This window comes from Agarivorans gilvus, assembly GCF_001420915.1.
Classification (GTDB): domain Bacteria; phylum Pseudomonadota; class Gammaproteobacteria; order Enterobacterales; family Celerinatantimonadaceae; genus Agarivorans; species Agarivorans gilvus.
Map to the genome: position 1 here is coordinate 1,777,215 of NZ_CP013021.1, position 14,303 is coordinate 1,791,517.

The 14,303-nt window shown below is 49.1% G+C and carries 14 protein-coding genes; 11 read left to right on the forward strand and 3 right to left on the reverse strand.

Annotated elements, in window-relative coordinates; all coding sequences use genetic code 11:
- The first annotated feature begins 82 nt into the window (after positions 1–82).
- From AR383_RS08335 to AR383_RS08355, 6 genes are read left to right on the forward strand one after another with little or no spacing between them, the layout of a single operon-like run.
- Complete coding sequence (locus tag AR383_RS08335; protein WP_055732714.1) at positions 83–1,108, forward strand: TRAP transporter substrate-binding protein; 1,026 nt, start codon at positions 83–85, stop codon at positions 1,106–1,108.
- Between the two features lie 52 nt (positions 1,109–1,160).
- The gene (locus AR383_RS08340; RefSeq protein WP_157051680.1) at positions 1,161–1,763 is read left to right on the forward strand and encodes a TRAP transporter small permease subunit; all 603 of its coding nucleotides are present in this window, start codon (positions 1,161–1,163) and stop codon (positions 1,761–1,763) included.
- Positions 1,760–3,049 carry a TRAP transporter large permease gene (locus AR383_RS08345; protein WP_055732715.1) on the forward strand — a complete coding sequence of 430 codons (1,290 nt, stop codon included), beginning with the start codon at positions 1,760–1,762 and terminating at the stop codon, positions 3,047–3,049. Before AR383_RS08340 ends, AR383_RS08345 begins: the two co-directional genes overlap by 4 nt.
- Positions 3,028–4,440 carry an amidase gene (locus AR383_RS08350; protein ID WP_055732716.1) on the forward strand — a complete coding sequence of 471 codons (1,413 nt, stop codon included), beginning with the start codon at positions 3,028–3,030 and terminating at the stop codon, positions 4,438–4,440. The genes AR383_RS08345 and AR383_RS08350 overlap by 22 nt, the downstream gene beginning before the upstream one ends.
- Positions 4,437–4,580 (forward strand): hypothetical protein, encoded by a 144-nt coding sequence (locus AR383_RS21510; protein WP_157051681.1) that lies wholly within the window; start codon positions 4,437–4,439, stop codon positions 4,578–4,580. Before AR383_RS08350 ends, AR383_RS21510 begins: the two co-directional genes overlap by 4 nt.
- Positions 4,581–4,586: 6 nt before the next feature.
- Positions 4,587–5,546 (forward strand): bile acid:sodium symporter, encoded by a 960-nt coding sequence (locus AR383_RS08355; RefSeq protein ID WP_198150224.1) that lies wholly within the window; start codon positions 4,587–4,589, stop codon positions 5,544–5,546.
- 7 nt (positions 5,547–5,553) lie between these two features.
- Here AR383_RS08355 and AR383_RS08360 read toward each other — a convergent pair whose 3' ends face one another.
- Positions 5,554–6,543, reverse strand: a complete 990-nt coding sequence (locus AR383_RS08360) for a LacI family DNA-binding transcriptional regulator (RefSeq protein WP_055732717.1) — start codon at positions 6,541–6,543, stop codon at positions 5,554–5,556.
- A gap of 342 nt (positions 6,544–6,885) precedes the next feature.
- On the opposite strand from AR383_RS08360, the gene AR383_RS08365 reads away from it, so the two are divergent.
- From AR383_RS08365 to AR383_RS08385, 5 genes are all read left to right on the forward strand, one after another.
- A complete protein-coding gene (locus AR383_RS08365; protein ID WP_055732718.1) occupies positions 6,886–7,956 on the forward strand; it encodes a sugar phosphate isomerase/epimerase family protein in 1,071 nt (356 codons plus the stop codon).
- Positions 7,949–9,112, forward strand: a complete 1,164-nt coding sequence (locus AR383_RS08370; RefSeq protein WP_055732719.1) for a Gfo/Idh/MocA family protein — start codon at positions 7,949–7,951, stop codon at positions 9,110–9,112. Before AR383_RS08365 ends, AR383_RS08370 begins: the two co-directional genes overlap by 8 nt.
- Entirely contained in the window at positions 9,105–10,634 is a 1,530-nt protein-coding gene (locus AR383_RS08375) for a sugar ABC transporter ATP-binding protein (RefSeq protein WP_055732720.1), read from the forward strand. Before AR383_RS08370 ends, AR383_RS08375 begins: the two co-directional genes overlap by 8 nt.
- A complete protein-coding gene (locus AR383_RS08380; protein ID WP_232304790.1) occupies positions 10,634–11,593 on the forward strand; it encodes an ABC transporter permease in 960 nt (319 codons plus the stop codon). The genes AR383_RS08375 and AR383_RS08380 overlap by 1 nt, the downstream gene beginning before the upstream one ends.
- A 78-nt stretch (positions 11,594–11,671) precedes the next feature.
- Positions 11,672–12,646: a substrate-binding domain-containing protein gene (locus AR383_RS08385; protein ID WP_055732721.1), complete on the forward strand. Its 975-nt coding sequence runs from the start codon at positions 11,672–11,674 to the stop codon at positions 12,644–12,646.
- 82 nt (positions 12,647–12,728) lie between these two features.
- Here AR383_RS08385 and AR383_RS08390 read toward each other — a convergent pair whose 3' ends face one another.
- On the reverse strand, positions 12,729–13,418 hold the full coding sequence (locus tag AR383_RS08390) for an SIMPL domain-containing protein (RefSeq protein WP_055732722.1): 690 nt from the start codon (positions 13,416–13,418) through the stop codon (positions 12,729–12,731).
- Between the two features lie 29 nt (positions 13,419–13,447).
- The gene (locus AR383_RS08395; protein ID WP_198150225.1) at positions 13,448–14,296 is read right to left on the reverse strand and encodes an EAL domain-containing protein; all 849 of its coding nucleotides are present in this window, start codon (positions 14,294–14,296) and stop codon (positions 13,448–13,450) included.
- Between the last annotated feature and the right edge of the window lie 7 nt (positions 14,297–14,303).

Here is a 14,303-nt window from a genome sequence, read left to right on the forward strand (position 1 = left end):
ACCCTGCTTTAGCTTATTAGGTTCAAAATATAATTATATATACATAATAATCTGAAAAATAAGCTATTAAATGGAGTTAATAATGAAAAAGTTACTGGTTTCCGCCGCCCTCGCCACTGGCTTGGTCGCCACCCTTGCCAAGGCCGATGATGCAATTGACCTACGCGTGATGGGCCAACCCATGGCCACTGGTTTGATTCAAAAAAACCTTGAACAACCCTTCTTTGAAAACCTTGCAGAAACAAGTGGCCTACCGCTAAAGGTGAATTACAAGGCTGCCGATACCACCGGCATTAAAGATACTGAGCAACTGCGGGTATTAAAGTCAGGCATGTTTGACTTGATCTCCTTACGTCTTTCCCAAGTATCGCGTGATGAACCGACCATTTTAGGCCTAGATTTAGTTGGTCTTAACCCTACATATGCAGCGGGGGCACATACCATTAGCCAATACCAAGCGGTGGTAGATAAGCGCCTACAGGAGCGTTTCAATACCAAACTGTTAGGCCTATGGCCGTTTGGTCCTCAGGTACTATTTTGTAACCACCCGATTAGCAACCTTGAAGATGTAGCCGGTTTAAAGGTGCGCGTTTATGACCAAAACCTTGCTAAGTTCGTTGAGTCGATTGGTGGCGTGCCGATCCCGATCAGCTTTGGTGACGTACACCAAAGCTTAGCTTTAGGGGTGATTGACTGTGCCATTACTGGTACCAGCTCTGCCAATACTGCAGGTTGGCCTGAAGTATCCACCCACATGCTACCGATTGGTTTTCAGCTCGGTATGAATGGCTACGGTATTAACCTCAATACCTGGAACAAACTATCTGACCAACAACAAGCCACCTTACAAGCGTCTTTCGACCAGCTAGTGAAGGATATTTGGGGCTACTCTGAAGATCTTTATAAAGAATCACTGCGCTGTAATGTGGGTGAAAAACCCTGTGACAACCTCACTAGCTATGACCTAGTCAAGGTTCCAGTTCGAGAACAAGATCTAAAAACCGTATCGGAGACGGTGATGAAGGTATCTTACCCCACTTGGGCGGAAATCTGTGACCAGTCCAACCCCAGCTGTTCCGCCGAATGGACGGCAGCAATGAAAGACTAACACTGAATTAAGAGGGGCGAAGCCCCTCTTCACGAAGACAGGAGTATCGTTAGTGTTGAAACGTCTAGATAACATCACCAATATCATTTTTGGCGGCATTTTCTTGCTGCTATCGTTATTAATTGTACTTGAAACCCTATTACGTAAGTTCTTCAACCTATCACTGCAGGGTATTGATGAACTCAGTGGCTACGCCTTGGCGCTCGGCGCTTGCTTGGCGTTTAGCTCGGCATTGATTGGCCGCAGCCATATGCGGATTGATTTACTCTACAGCAAATACCCCACGTGGCTACGCAGCCTATTTAACCTGCTATCGATTATCAGTTTAAGTCTATTTGCCTGCTTTTTATTTTACGTGAGTTGGCAGATTATTCAGGAAACCCAAGAGTACGGCAGCACCGCGCCCACCGCTTGGAGCACCCCTTTAATTTGGCCGCAAGGTGCCTGGTTTGCCGCTCTAGCGCTGTTTAGCTTAATTTCGCTATTGCTGGTTGGCAAAGCCATATTGTTACTGTTTACCAAAGATCTTCAGCAATTTAATCAGCAGTTCGGTCCTAAAGGAGTCTTGGAAGAAGTGGCTCAGGAAATGGACGACTTTAACTCAAGAAGCCAAAACGACATCAAAGCAAGCTCACTATTAGGAGAAAAAGCATGAGTATTCTCGCTGCCAGCATCGGTTTTGCCGTGATGTTGTTGCTCATGGTCATCGGCCTGCCAATTGCAGTGGTGATGGCCGGCGCGGGTTTGATTGGAGGCCTAGTCGCCTTTGGCCCTTATTTTGTTTCTACCGGGGGCGCCGTAGTCTGGAGCGTATTAAACAACCCAGTACTCACCGCCATTCCCTTATTTGTATTACTCGGTGAATTACTGCTACGCAGTGGCATTGCCGACCGCATGTATTTAGCCATGTCGGCTTGGATGGGACGCCTTCCCGGAGGCTTGCTACATTCTAACATTGGTACTTCGGCGCTATTTGCTGCCACTTCCGGCTCATCGGTGGCCACCGCTGCCACCGTGGGCACCGTGGCGCTGCCCTCACTGCAAGCACGCAACTACTGTATGCGTAAATCCTTAGGCACCCTAGCCGCAGGCGGTACCTTGGGAATATTAATCCCGCCCAGTGTCAACTTACTGGTGTACGGCTCACTCACCAATAACTCCATTGGTAAGCTATTTCTAGCAGGGCTAGTGCCTGGCCTATTGCTCACCCTGTGTTTTATTATTTATATCGCGCTGTCTAATCGTAACGAAGTGAACAACCAAGAAGCCTCGGTGAGTTTAGCCGAGAAAATTCGCCTATCTAAACACCTAGTTCCGCCCTTGGTGGTATTTGGCATTGTGATGGGCGGTATCTACAGCGGCTTAGCCACCGCCACCGAGTCGGCGGCGCTAGGCGTGATGGCCGCTTTGGCTTTTGCTTACGCTCACAAAGCCATAAGCAAACAGTTCTTCCTCGATTGTTTTCGCCAAACCGCGCAGATCTCGGGCATGATTCTGCTGATTATTACCGCTGCCTTCATTCTTAACTTAACCATTAGTTTAACCGGCATCGTCGACCAACTCACTCAGAGTGTCGTCTCTCTCGGTTTATCACCGTTTAGTTTGCTACTGATCTTGGTTGGCTTCTACCTGCTATTAGGCATGTTTATGGATGTGTTATCGATGCAGGTATTGACCATTCCCATTACCTATCCGGTGGTCACCAGCTTAGGAATTGACCCTATTTGGTATGGCATCTTCATCGTTCTGATGTGTGAAGTAGCTTTAATTACTCCGCCAGTAGGCATGAACCTATTTGTGGTACACAGCGTGCGTAAAGACGGCGGTGATATTCGCGATGTGATGTGGGGAGCACTGCCCTACGTATGTATTATGATGCTGTTTGTTATGCTGATTATGCTGTTACCGGAGCTAGTAATATGGCTACCCCAGCATCTGTAGAGCAGGCGCCGCTATGGCGCTTAAGCTTGGCGCAACTCAGCCAGGGCTTTAGCTCTGGCCAATTCACTCCAAGCCAAATATGCGAGCAAGTGATTACTGCGATTGAGCAGCAAAACCCCAGCTTAAATGCCTATATCTACCTTAATCCGCAGCTACTGAGCCAAGCAGAGCAAAGCACCCAACGCTGGCAGCAGCGACGCCCTTTAAGCCCTGTCGACGGCATCCCTTTGGCGGTTAAGGATAACTTGCATGTGGCTGGCATGCCCACCAGCTGGGGGAATGCCAGCTTAGCCAAGCTAGTGCAGCCAAGCAGTGAATATTGCGTGGCCCAATGCCAACAGGCTGGCATGTTGATTATTGGTAAAACCAACTTGCCGGAATTTGCCAGCGACGGCATTACTAGCAATCCGCATTTTGGCAGCACCTGCAATCCTTGGGACAGGCAACTCACCCCCGGCGGCTCTTCCGGTGGTAGCGTCGCGGCGGTGGCCAGTGGCTTAGCTCCCTGTGCGCTGGGCACCGATGGCGGAGGCTCGATTCGCCGCCCCTGCGCCCACACTGGTTTATATGGCTTAAAACCTACAGCTGAGCTCATCAGCAGAAAAGACGGCTTGCCCCGCTTCATGTTTGATTTTGAGGTAGCTGGCCCCATCGCTCGCTCGGTAGAAGATCTCAGTCTATTACTGTCGGTGATCGGCGAGCAGGATTACTCTTGTGCCCTACAGCCGTCGCCCAGTAGCAGCTTAAAAATACTGGCTGTGGAACAGTTACAGAGTCACCCAGTAGAGCCACAAATTTGCGCCGCCAACCGCCAAGTGGCAAAACAACTAAAGCATTTAGGCCATCACGTAGAAACAGCCGCGCTGCCGTTAGATCTTGACTTTTTTAATCAATTTTGGCCCATTTTAGCCGAAGTTGGCCTCGCTTTTGTGTTTGACGAACTCCCCGAAGTGGCCTCATCCAGCCAAACAAAATACCAACACTTAGCCAACCAAGGAGGTAAATACAGCGCCGTTGATATTATGCGGGCTTGGCAGCAAGTACTGCTATTTAGACAGCAAGTGAAACAGCTATTTAAGCACTGGGACATCGTGTTAATGCCCTCAATTGCCGCGCTGGCTTGGCCGCTAGAACAAGCCTACCCCAGCACTATTGCTGGGCAAGCGGTGGGGCCCCGAGGTCATGCCGCATTTACCGGCTGGGTCAACATGGCGGGTAACCCGGCGCTGAATGTGCCAGTTCGCCCCTGCAGTTCAAGCACGCCAATCGGTCTGCAATTGATTGCCGACTGGCATCAAGAAGCGCGCTTACTCAGGCTAGCGGCACAACTAGAAGCGCTGCAGCCCAAATGGGCTTGGCCTCCACTGCCGCAAAGCAAGGGCGGCAAATGAGCAAGCTCTGCGGCCTAATCAGCAATATGGCGCAGGGAAAAGCGCAGCTGCGCCAGAAGATAAACCCTAGCCGAGCCGCTTCTAGACAAGCTTGGCGGCAACAAGGCCGCAAGCTAACCACCTTACCAGCAAACCCATAGAGGATATTGACTATTATTTACTTACTTCCCATTGGCTTGATTATCGCCATCATTATCTCGGTTGTAGCTCCGGCTCCCGGCGCTTATCTTAATCAGCTAGGTTTGCTACCTTGGATGGTGGCGGGCATATTTTTAATCAATGGCCTGCAGACCTCTAGTGCCGAGCTGCGCCTCGGTAAAGGCTACAAAACCGCCTTTACTTTAAGCTTGCTTATTAGCCTACTGCTGGCGCCACTACTTGGTTGGCTAGCCTATTTATGGCTACCGCTAGCCAAGGAGTTACTGATTGGTTTGTTGGTGATGAGCGCGGTGCCGCCCACGCTATCATCCTGCATCGTATTAACCCGTTTAACTCAAGGCAATGCTCAGTGGTCGTTATTTTTTACCCTTAGTCTCAACTTCCTGGGGATCCTCAGCATTCCCTTCTGTTTAAGTTTGCTTTTAGGCCAACAAGTGGGAGTGAAAGGCTGGGACTTGTTTTTACAACTACTACAAATTGTCTTAGCCCCCTTCCTGCTTGGGCTACTGCTACGCCACTATGCTATTAAACAGGGTTTATGGAGAGCACTGGGCGTACTGCCTAGTTTGCTGGTGATTGCCGGAGTCTGGCTCACCCTGTCTGCGAGCCAAAGTGCTTTGCTAGCGTTAAACGCCCGTGATTTACTGAGTATTAGTCTGGCCAGCTTAGCCTTGCATATTGGGCTACTGCTGGTGAGCTGGTACGCCAGCCAAGCGTGTGGTTTAAGCAGAGCCAAGCGTTTAGCGGTGCTGTTTACCGCCAGCCAAAAAACCATGCCTATTGCGGTGTCGGTGATCATTAGCATTAACAGTCAGCTGGGCGTAGCGGTGGTCACCTGCATCGTATTTCACCTGCTGCAGATGGTCTTTGATTCACTGCTGGCTTCACGCATGAATGCCCGCTGGCAACAACATCCCCAGTCATTAGCATCTTCGTCGGCGCAATAAACGCCGCTTATTTACTCGGTGATACGCAGCTGCCGCGCACCAATAGTTGGGTAGGAATGATGGTATCTTGATTGGCTTTACCGCCCTGCAATACCTTAACCAAGGTATTGGCAGCGGTAATGCCTATCTCTTCTTGAGGCTGGCGCACCGTGGTTAAACCGGGATCGGTATATTCGGCAAATAACAAATCATCAAAGCCAACAATCGACAACTGCTGTGGCACCTTAATACCCAGCTCGATTGCTGCCTTCATCGCGCCTAAGGCCATCATATCGTTAAAACAAAAGAGCGCAGTCATGTTGAAGTGCTGCTGCAAACGACGAAAAGCGCTATAGCCAGAATGAAAACTAAAATCTCCATCTTCAAAGGCTTGCTCGTCCACTGCAATATTGATCTTTTGTAAACTATCTTGATAACCCGCTTTACGGTCGATACAGATCGGGTTTTCCATGGGGCCGGTGATACAACCAATGCTGCGATGGCCTATGTCGAGCAGATAGTCCACCGCTCGACTAGCCGAACCGCGATTATCGATACGCACCGTAGGCACCGGAAAACCAGGAAAATATTCACAGGCCATCACCATCGGCAGTTCTGAGCCTTGGCGCACCTCTGCGGGAAGTTCGGCGGTTAAGGAAATAATCCCATCAGCCTGTTTGCTACGCACCAAATCCATATAGGCTTTGGCTTGCTCCACTGTATGGATGGAATCCCCTAACAAGACTTTATAAGCATTTTTTAAGGCGACCCGCTGAATACCGCGCACGATGTTGGCGAAAAACATATTGGAAATATCGGGCACGATAACTACGATGGTTTTTGACTCGCTACGGCGTAAGTTACGCGCAATAACATTGGGAGAAAAACCGCATTCGGCCACTGCCGCCTCTACCTTCAAACGGGTCTTTTCCGACACCTTTTCCGGGTTCATCATGGCTCGAGAAACCGTCGCTGTAGATACGCCCGCCAATTTGGCAACGTCTTTAATGGTTGGCACTGGCTGTCCTTATCTATCCAACTTTTTTTTACTTATTACTCAACAAAATGTAACGGATTACATGAATTAATGTAAAGCGCTTTATCTTAATTCATAGCATCTAGTGAATTTTAAAACGCTTAAAAAATAAATTTCAACATTGCTCACATTTTTGCAACATTTGATAGATAAAAGAAAAAAACTTGTATAACTTTTATTCAAGTCATAAAGAAAAACCATGCCTCGCGGTTTCTAACCGCCACCAGCTTAATTACAGCGCATGGTTTTTTTAGGCAACAAAATGTAATCGATTACATTTATAAGCCTGAACAGTTTGAGCTACACGATGAAAAAGGATTGCAGATGAAAAATCTCAGAGGACCGGCCTTATTTCTAGCCCAATTTGCTAGTGATGAAGCACCATTTAATTCACTTGAATCCATTGCAGCTTGGGCGGCCAGTATTGGCTACCGAGGCATACAAATGCCCAGCTGGGATAAGCGCTTATTCGACCTAGAGCGCGCCGCCGAAGATCTAGACTATTGTCAGCAAATATTGGCAACCCTAGATAAACATGGACTAAGCCTAACCGAACTATCAACCCACCTACAGGGACAACTGGTAGCGGTTCACCCCGCCTATGATGAAATGTTTGACGGCTTTGCTCCAGAATCACAAAGAGGCAATCCGGCTAAGCGCCAGCAATGGGCGGTAAATCAGCTGTTGCTGGCAGCTAAGGCATCAAAAAACTTGGGGTTAAGCGCCCATGCGACGTTTTCAGGAGCACTACTGTGGCCTTATATGTATCCCTGGCCACAACGGCCTCAAGGCTTGGTTGATACCGGCTTCGCCGAATTGGCCAAGCGTTGGCTGCCCATTTTAGATGCCTTTGATGAAGCTGGGGTAGACCTGTGCTATGAAATCCACCCCGGCGAAGACCTCCACGATGGAGTGACTTTTGAGCGCTTCTTAGAAGAAGTAAACCAGCATCCTCGCTGCAATATTCTCTACGATCCCAGCCACTTTGTGCTGCAACAACTGGACTACTTAGCCTTCATTGACCGCTACCATGCGCGGATCAAGATGTTTCACGTTAAAGATGCTGAATTTAACCCCAGCGCTCAGCAAGGTGTTTATGGCGGCTATCAAAACTGGACCGAACGCGCTGGACGATTTCGCTCACTGGGTGATGGCCAAGTCGACTTTGGCAGCGTGTTCTCCAAGTTAGCCCAATACGACTTCGAGGGTTGGGCTGTCGTGGAATGGGAATGCTGCTTGAAACATCCCGAAGCTGGAGCCGCCGAAGGTGTGGCCTTTGTTGAACACCACATTATTGAGGTCACCGACAAAGCCTTTGATGACTTTGCCGACAGCGCCATCGACCAAGCCGCTAACTTACGCATATTAGGTTTGTCAGGAGAACATCATGAATAAGATCAGATTAGGCATGGTAGGCGGTGGCAGCGGCGCCTTCATTGGTGCCGTGCATCGCATCGCCGCCCGCTTAGACAACCACTATCAACTAGTGGCAGGAGCCTTAAGCTCTCACCCCGACATCGCCGAACAATCGGCTAAAGACCTAGGCATTGCCAGCGAGCGTAGCTATAGCAGCTATATAGACATGGCCGAAGCAGAGGCCGCACGCCCAGACGGCATTGAGGCGGTCAGCATTGTTACGCCAAATCATCTGCATTTCCCGATTGCTAAGGCCTTTTTAGCCGCTGGAATCCATGTGATTTGCGACAAACCCATGACTTGCTCGCTCAGTGAAGCGCTGCAGCTTGAGCAACTCGCCAAACAAAGCGGCAAGTTATTTGTGCTCACCCATAACTACAGTGCCTACCCCATGGTGCGTCAGGCGCAGCAAATGGTCGCCGATGGTTTGCTGGGGAAATTGCGGGTGATTCAAGTGGAATACGCTCAAGACTGGCTCACCAGTGCCGCCGAAAAAACCGGCAACAAACAAGCCGAGTGGCGTAGCGACCCTAAACGTTCTGGCCCAGCCGGTTGCTTGGGAGACATTGGCACCCACGCCTTTAACTTGGCTTGTTTTATCAGTGGATTACAACTGCAACAAGTAAGTGCCGAACTCAACACCTTTGTTGAAGATAGAGCCTTGGATGACAATGTGCACGCCATGCTGCGCTTTGAGCAAGGCGTTCGCGGCATGTTATGGAGCTCGCAAGTGGCACCGGGTAACGAAAATGGCCTACGTATTCGTATCTATGGTAGCGACGGCGGCCTTGAGTGGGCTCAAGAGCAGCCCAATCAATTACTCTACAGCCCCTTTGCTCAGGCTAATCGCATTCTCACTCGAGCCGGTTACGGCTATCAAGCCGCTGGCGAGCACTTAGTGCGCACGCCTTCCGGCCACCCCGAAGGTTACCTAGAAGCTTTTAGCAATATCTATAGCGAAACCGCCCAAGCGATTTTAGAGACTCGTGCAGGTGCCACTGCCGAACAGGCTTTAGCCAATAGTTTATTGCCAGGCGTTAGCGAAGGGGTGGATGGCCTCAAGTTTATCAATGCGGTGATTCAGTCTTCACAACACAACGGTAAGTGGATTGCGATGGAGAGTGTCAATGAGTGAAGCGCAAGCCATTCTCAGTCTGGAAAACATCAGTAAAAGTTTTTCTGGTGTCACGGTATTACAGAATATTAGCGTGCAAATTCAAGCTGGCGAGGTGATGGGCATACTTGGCGAAAACGGCGCGGGTAAATCCACCCTGCTGAAAATTATCTCGGGTATTTACCAGCGCAGCAGCGGCCAATTGAAAATCGCCGGGGAAGTCGCCGAAATCAATAGCCCGGCAGATGCTAAAAAGCTGGGCATTGCAATGATTCCTCAGGAATTTAATTTGATCGCCAGCCTCAGTGTGTTCGAAAACATCTTTCTTGGCCAAGAGCTTCGCAGCGGCCCGCTATTAAATAAAAAAGCCATGCGCCTGCGCACTATACAGCTCTTGGAATTGCTAGAAACCCCACTCTCGGCTGACGCGCTGATCGAGCAGTTGAGCGTGGCAGAAAAGCAAATGGTGGAGATAGCCAAGGCCTTGGTTAACGATGCACAAATTCTGATTATGGACGAGCCCACTACCGTGCTCACCAGCCAAGAAGTGAAAGTGCTGTTTAAGCTAATCGACAAGCTGAAAAGCCAAGGTGTCACCATCTTATTCATCTCCCACAAGTTGAAGGAGGTAAAACAGCTTTGCGACAGGCTGATGATCCTGCGAGATGGTGATTTAATTGCGGTGGATCAGGTGAGCCAAATCGACGAACAGGACATGGCCAGAAAAATGGTGGGGCGCGAACTCAATCAGGTGTTCCCCAGCCGTTCTAAAGTACTCGATAACGTCGCCTTAAGAGTGGAAGGCCTTAGTGTCAAAAACCTGTTAAACGATATTAGCTTTGAAGTGCGCCAAGGTGAGGTATTAGGCTTTGGCGGACTAGTGGGCAGTGGTAGAACCGAAACCGCCGAGGCAATTATGGGGCTGCGCCGCCGCCAGCAGGGGCGTATTTACGTGCAGCAACAGCCGGTCAACATTCGCAATATTAAAGATGCGGTAAAACACGGCTTGGCCTACCTCAGCGAAGACCGCCAAGGCTGCGGCTTAACCATGAACTTTACTATACCGGAAAATATCAGCCTGATTTCCTTAAGCAACTACAGTAAGGGGCTGATCAACCACCAGCAAACCCGCGAAAAAGCTCAGCAGTACGTGCGCCAATTCGACATAAAAGCGGCCTCTCTAGATACCGAGCTGATGTATTTAAGTGGCGGTAATCAACAAAAAGTTTACCTGTCGAAATGGATGGATACTCAGCCGCAGATCTTGATCTTAGACGAACCCACCCGTGGAGTGGATGTGAATACCAAGAAGGAAATTTACCACTTTGTGCAAAGCATGACCGAGCAAGGTTTAGCCGTGGTAGTGATTTCCTCCGATATGGAAGAACTAATTGGCCTGGCTCATCGAGTATTAGTCATGCGAGAAGGACGCATCCAAGGAGAGCTACAGCAGCAAGATCTTAACGAAGAAAAAATCATGTTTTTGGCCGCAGGCCTTCACGGCGAAGCAGCCAGTGCCCCCAGTTTACAGGAGCAGCATTGATGAACGAGGTAGTAAAAATGAACCCGAAAAACCCCTCTATTGCCAGTTCTAGCTGGCTGGATAAACTGCCCAAGTTTTCCATGTCGAGTTGGGCACCGTTGATTGCGCTATTGGTATTGGTGTTGCTCTCGGCCATGGCCAGTGACCACTTTTTAATTCCTAGGAATATTACCAATGTACTGCGCCAAGTGTCCTATACCGGGATTATTGCCCTGGGTATGACCTTTGTAATTATCGCCGGAGGCATCGATTTGTCGGTGGGTTCGATGGTGGCCTTAGTCGGTGTATTGGTGATTATGCTGCTCAACTATCTGGGAGATGGTTGGTTGGCGGTAAGCATTGCCATTGGTGCGGCCATGGTAATGGGGGCCGCCTTTGGCGCGCTTAACGGCTTACTCACCACCAAGGGCAAAATCACCGCCTTTGTGGCTACCCTTGCCACCATGTCAATTTTTCGCTCACTCACGCTTTACATCAGTGATGCCGGAGAAATGGTGTCGCAAAACAACTACTACCCCGATATTGGCGGAGGCTATTGGTTGGGGATCCCCATTCCGGTTTGGCTGTTCATTGGCTTGGCTTTTTTAGGCCACATCATTTTGCGTCATACCGCCTATGGTCGCCATGTTTGCGCGGTGGGCTCTAATCCTAAAGTCGCCAGTTATTCTGCGATTAACGTGCAAGGCGTGTATTTCTTAACTTTTGTTATCGTGGGTTTCACTGTGGGCCTATCCGCAGTGATGCTGTCTTCACGACTTAATTCGGTGAGTCCCGGCGATGCCGGCTTGTTTTACGAACTCGATGCCATTGCTGCCGTGGTAATAGGTGGCACCTCCCTAGCCGGAGGCAAAGGCACACTATGGGGTACCGTAATTGGTGCCATCATTTTAGGCATTATCAACAACATGCTGAATCTAATGGGGTATCCCCCTACTTACAAGGGACGGTTAAAGGCTTAGTCATTTTAATTGCAGTATTAATGCAATTTAAACGTGAGCGCTAAACCGCCGTTGGTAATCATTCAAGGAGAGTAACTTATGCGTTTAATGCAACAGATAGGAAAAATACTATTAGCGGTGCTTTTAGTAGGCTCACTCGGTGTTAATGCAGCGGTGGCCAAGACCCTAAAAGTAGGTGTATCGGTTCCCTCGGCTGACCACGGCTGGACCGCTGGTCTGTTATGGTGGGCTGAAAAAGCCGCCGCCGACTTTAAAAAGTCTGAAAAGGATGTTGAGTTTTACGTGGTGGCCGCCAGCTCGGGCTCGAAGCAAGTGGGCGATGTGGAAGATTTAATGATTAAGGGCATTGATGCCTTGGTTATTTTGCCGCATAACCCCGCCACTTTGCAGAAGGTGATTGAAGAAGCTTACAACAGCGGCATCTACACTGTAGTGGTTGACCGAGAACTAGAAACCCCAGCACAAAACGTATTTATTGCGGGAGATAACGCCGGTTTGGGTAGTGTGAGTGGCGAATGGTTAGCTAAAGAAATGAACGGCAAAGGTAAAGTGGTGGTCATTGAGGGCATGTCGATCCCCATCAACAAACAACGGGTAGATGCATTTAATGAAGTAATAGCCAAACACCCGGGTATCACTATTTTAGATAGTCAACCTGCCGACTGGTCTACACAAAAAGCCCTTGCGGTAATGGAAAACTACTTGCAAAAACATCCCAAGATTGATGCGGTTTGGTGTCAGGATGACGATATGTTGAAAGGGGTGATGCAGGCCATTAAAGAATCGGGGCGCAGCGACATTAAAACCGTACTTGGGGGAGCAGGTTCACAAGACATCATACAAATGGTGGTAGCTGGTGACCCAGTGGTGCGTGCTACTGTTACCTACCCACCTAGCATGGTTGCTTCAGGCATAGCTTTAGCCATTACCGGTGCCCGTCATGAACACTTGGGTAAAATGTACCACAGTGCGCCATCTCGAGTGATTTTGGCTGCCGAGTTAATTGACGCCAACAATGCCGCTGAGTTTGTGGTAGAAGATGCTGCCTACTAAGCTTAGGGCTCAAACGTAAACTCAAAAATGACGCAAGTGAAACCTCACTTGCGTCATTTTCATTTAAATCGAGCGAGCCAGACTAGTTTTCGGTGACTAATTCGAAGCTCACATCAACCTGATCATGGTATTCCAATTGCGCCGCTTGATAAGAACTGCCACCACTGTCTGCGACAGCCATTAAGGCTCCCTCCATCTTCATTCGGGGAACCGCCGATTGATTGCGGTAGTTAACTTCCACCACCGGACCAAGCTGGCTATTATAACCTTCGGCTAAGTGGCGCGCTTTAGCGTAGGAGTCTGCTATGGCTAAGGCCCTTACTTGCTGTTTAAGTTGCTCCTCTTGAGAACTTTTATAAAGCAATTGACGCACCTCATTAACACCACTGATCATAGCGGCATCCAGAATTTGGGTTAAGCCCTCTAAGTTAGCCAGTTCCACCATAATACTGCGCTCGGCGAGGTAGCCCACGAATACCCGTTCTCGCTCCTGATACTGATATTCAGCGCGAATTTGTAACTGGCTGGCTTCAAAGCGGTCCGAATCGGTCAGTAGCGGAGACAAATTGGCTTCAGTTACCTTAACGATTTTATCCACCCGCTGTTTTGCCTCGGCGGCGGTTTTAGCTAAACTGCTGGCTTGCAGATCAAGTTGCACTTGGTCGGCTAGCGCCAACAGTTTAGCTTCTCCACTGGTATGTAATAGCGCAGCTTGAACTGGCGATAAACTCAAGGCCACACTCATTAACACAATACTGACTAACTTATTCATCTTCCCCTCTCAAATTATTTGTTTTAGGACTATTCAGCCAAGGCAAAGGGCTGCGGCGGCGCGATATACCCCTGATAGGCATCAACTGGCAATACCGAAAGCAATTCGACTTGTTGTTGATTCTCTACTCGTTGCGCCACCGTGACAATCTGCAAGTTGCGCGCAGCTCGACAAATCGCACTTAAGAAATGGCTATCGCCATCTTCAGCCAAGGCTTGTGCCGTATAACCATAGTCAATTTTCACATAATGCGGTTTAACTCGGCTTAAATAATTTAAAGAATTAAGATTACGCCCATATTGATCGATGCCGATTTGATAACCTAATTCACGTAATACATCTAAGCTAGATTCCAATTGCTGATTTTCTCGTAGAAACGCCGTTTCGGGAATTTCCAAGGCTAATCGCGGCGCGACTGACTGATAACTGTGCGCTAGCTCTACTAGCCAGTTCAAAAAGCTCAACTCGCCTAAGGCAGACAAAGTCAGGTTAATGGCTAACTTCAACTGGGGATCTGCCAACAAGGCTTTAGCTGCTTTCTCTAATACCATTTGGTCAAACTTCGCGCCCAACTTAAATTGTTCCAAAGCTGGCATAAACTGCCCCGCAGCAAAACGCTGCGCATCCACTTCGATGCTAGTAAACAGTTCTTGATGCAGCTGTTGCGGACTATGAATAAATTGCACCACCTGGGTTTTATAGGCCAAGCTATGCTGGTTAATACTGGTTTCCAGCAATTGCTTCCACTGACTACGTGGAATTTGGCTTTGCTCTGCTTCCACCAAACAATAAAAGCCTTCGCGTAGGTCTCGTGCGGTTTGCAGCGCGGTGTCGGCAGCGGTGAGTAGCTCACTGATGTTTTCTTGTTTCTGACGCAACACCAAG

Excerpts from the sequence above, each read along its gene's own strand:
- AR383_RS08345 (WP_055732715.1), top strand. The coding sequence starts at position 1,760 with ATGAGTATTCTCGCTGCCAGCATCGGTTTTGCCGTGATGTTGTTGCTC.
- AR383_RS08370 (WP_055732719.1), top strand. The coding sequence starts at position 7,949 with ATGAATAAGATCAGATTAGGCATGGTAGGCGGTGGCAGCGGCGCCTTC.
- AR383_RS08365 (WP_055732718.1), top strand. The coding sequence starts at position 6,886 with ATGAAAAATCTCAGAGGACCGGCCTTATTTCTAGCCCAATTTGCTAGT.
- AR383_RS08375 (WP_055732720.1), top strand. The coding sequence starts at position 9,105 with ATGAGTGAAGCGCAAGCCATTCTCAGTCTGGAAAACATCAGTAAAAGT.
- AR383_RS08385 (WP_055732721.1), top strand. The coding sequence starts at position 11,672 with ATGCGTTTAATGCAACAGATAGGAAAAATACTATTAGCGGTGCTTTTA.
- AR383_RS08335 (WP_055732714.1), top strand. The coding sequence starts at position 83 with ATGAAAAAGTTACTGGTTTCCGCCGCCCTCGCCACTGGCTTGGTCGCC.
- AR383_RS08350 (WP_055732716.1), top strand. The coding sequence starts at position 3,028 with ATGGCTACCCCAGCATCTGTAGAGCAGGCGCCGCTATGGCGCTTAAGC.
- AR383_RS08380 (WP_232304790.1), top strand. The coding sequence starts at position 10,634 with ATGAACGAGGTAGTAAAAATGAACCCGAAAAACCCCTCTATTGCCAGT.
- AR383_RS08390 (WP_055732722.1), bottom strand. The coding sequence starts at position 13,418 with ATGAATAAGTTAGTCAGTATTGTGTTAATGAGTGTGGCCTTGAGTTTA.
- AR383_RS21510 (WP_157051681.1), top strand. The coding sequence starts at position 4,437 with ATGAGCAAGCTCTGCGGCCTAATCAGCAATATGGCGCAGGGAAAAGCG.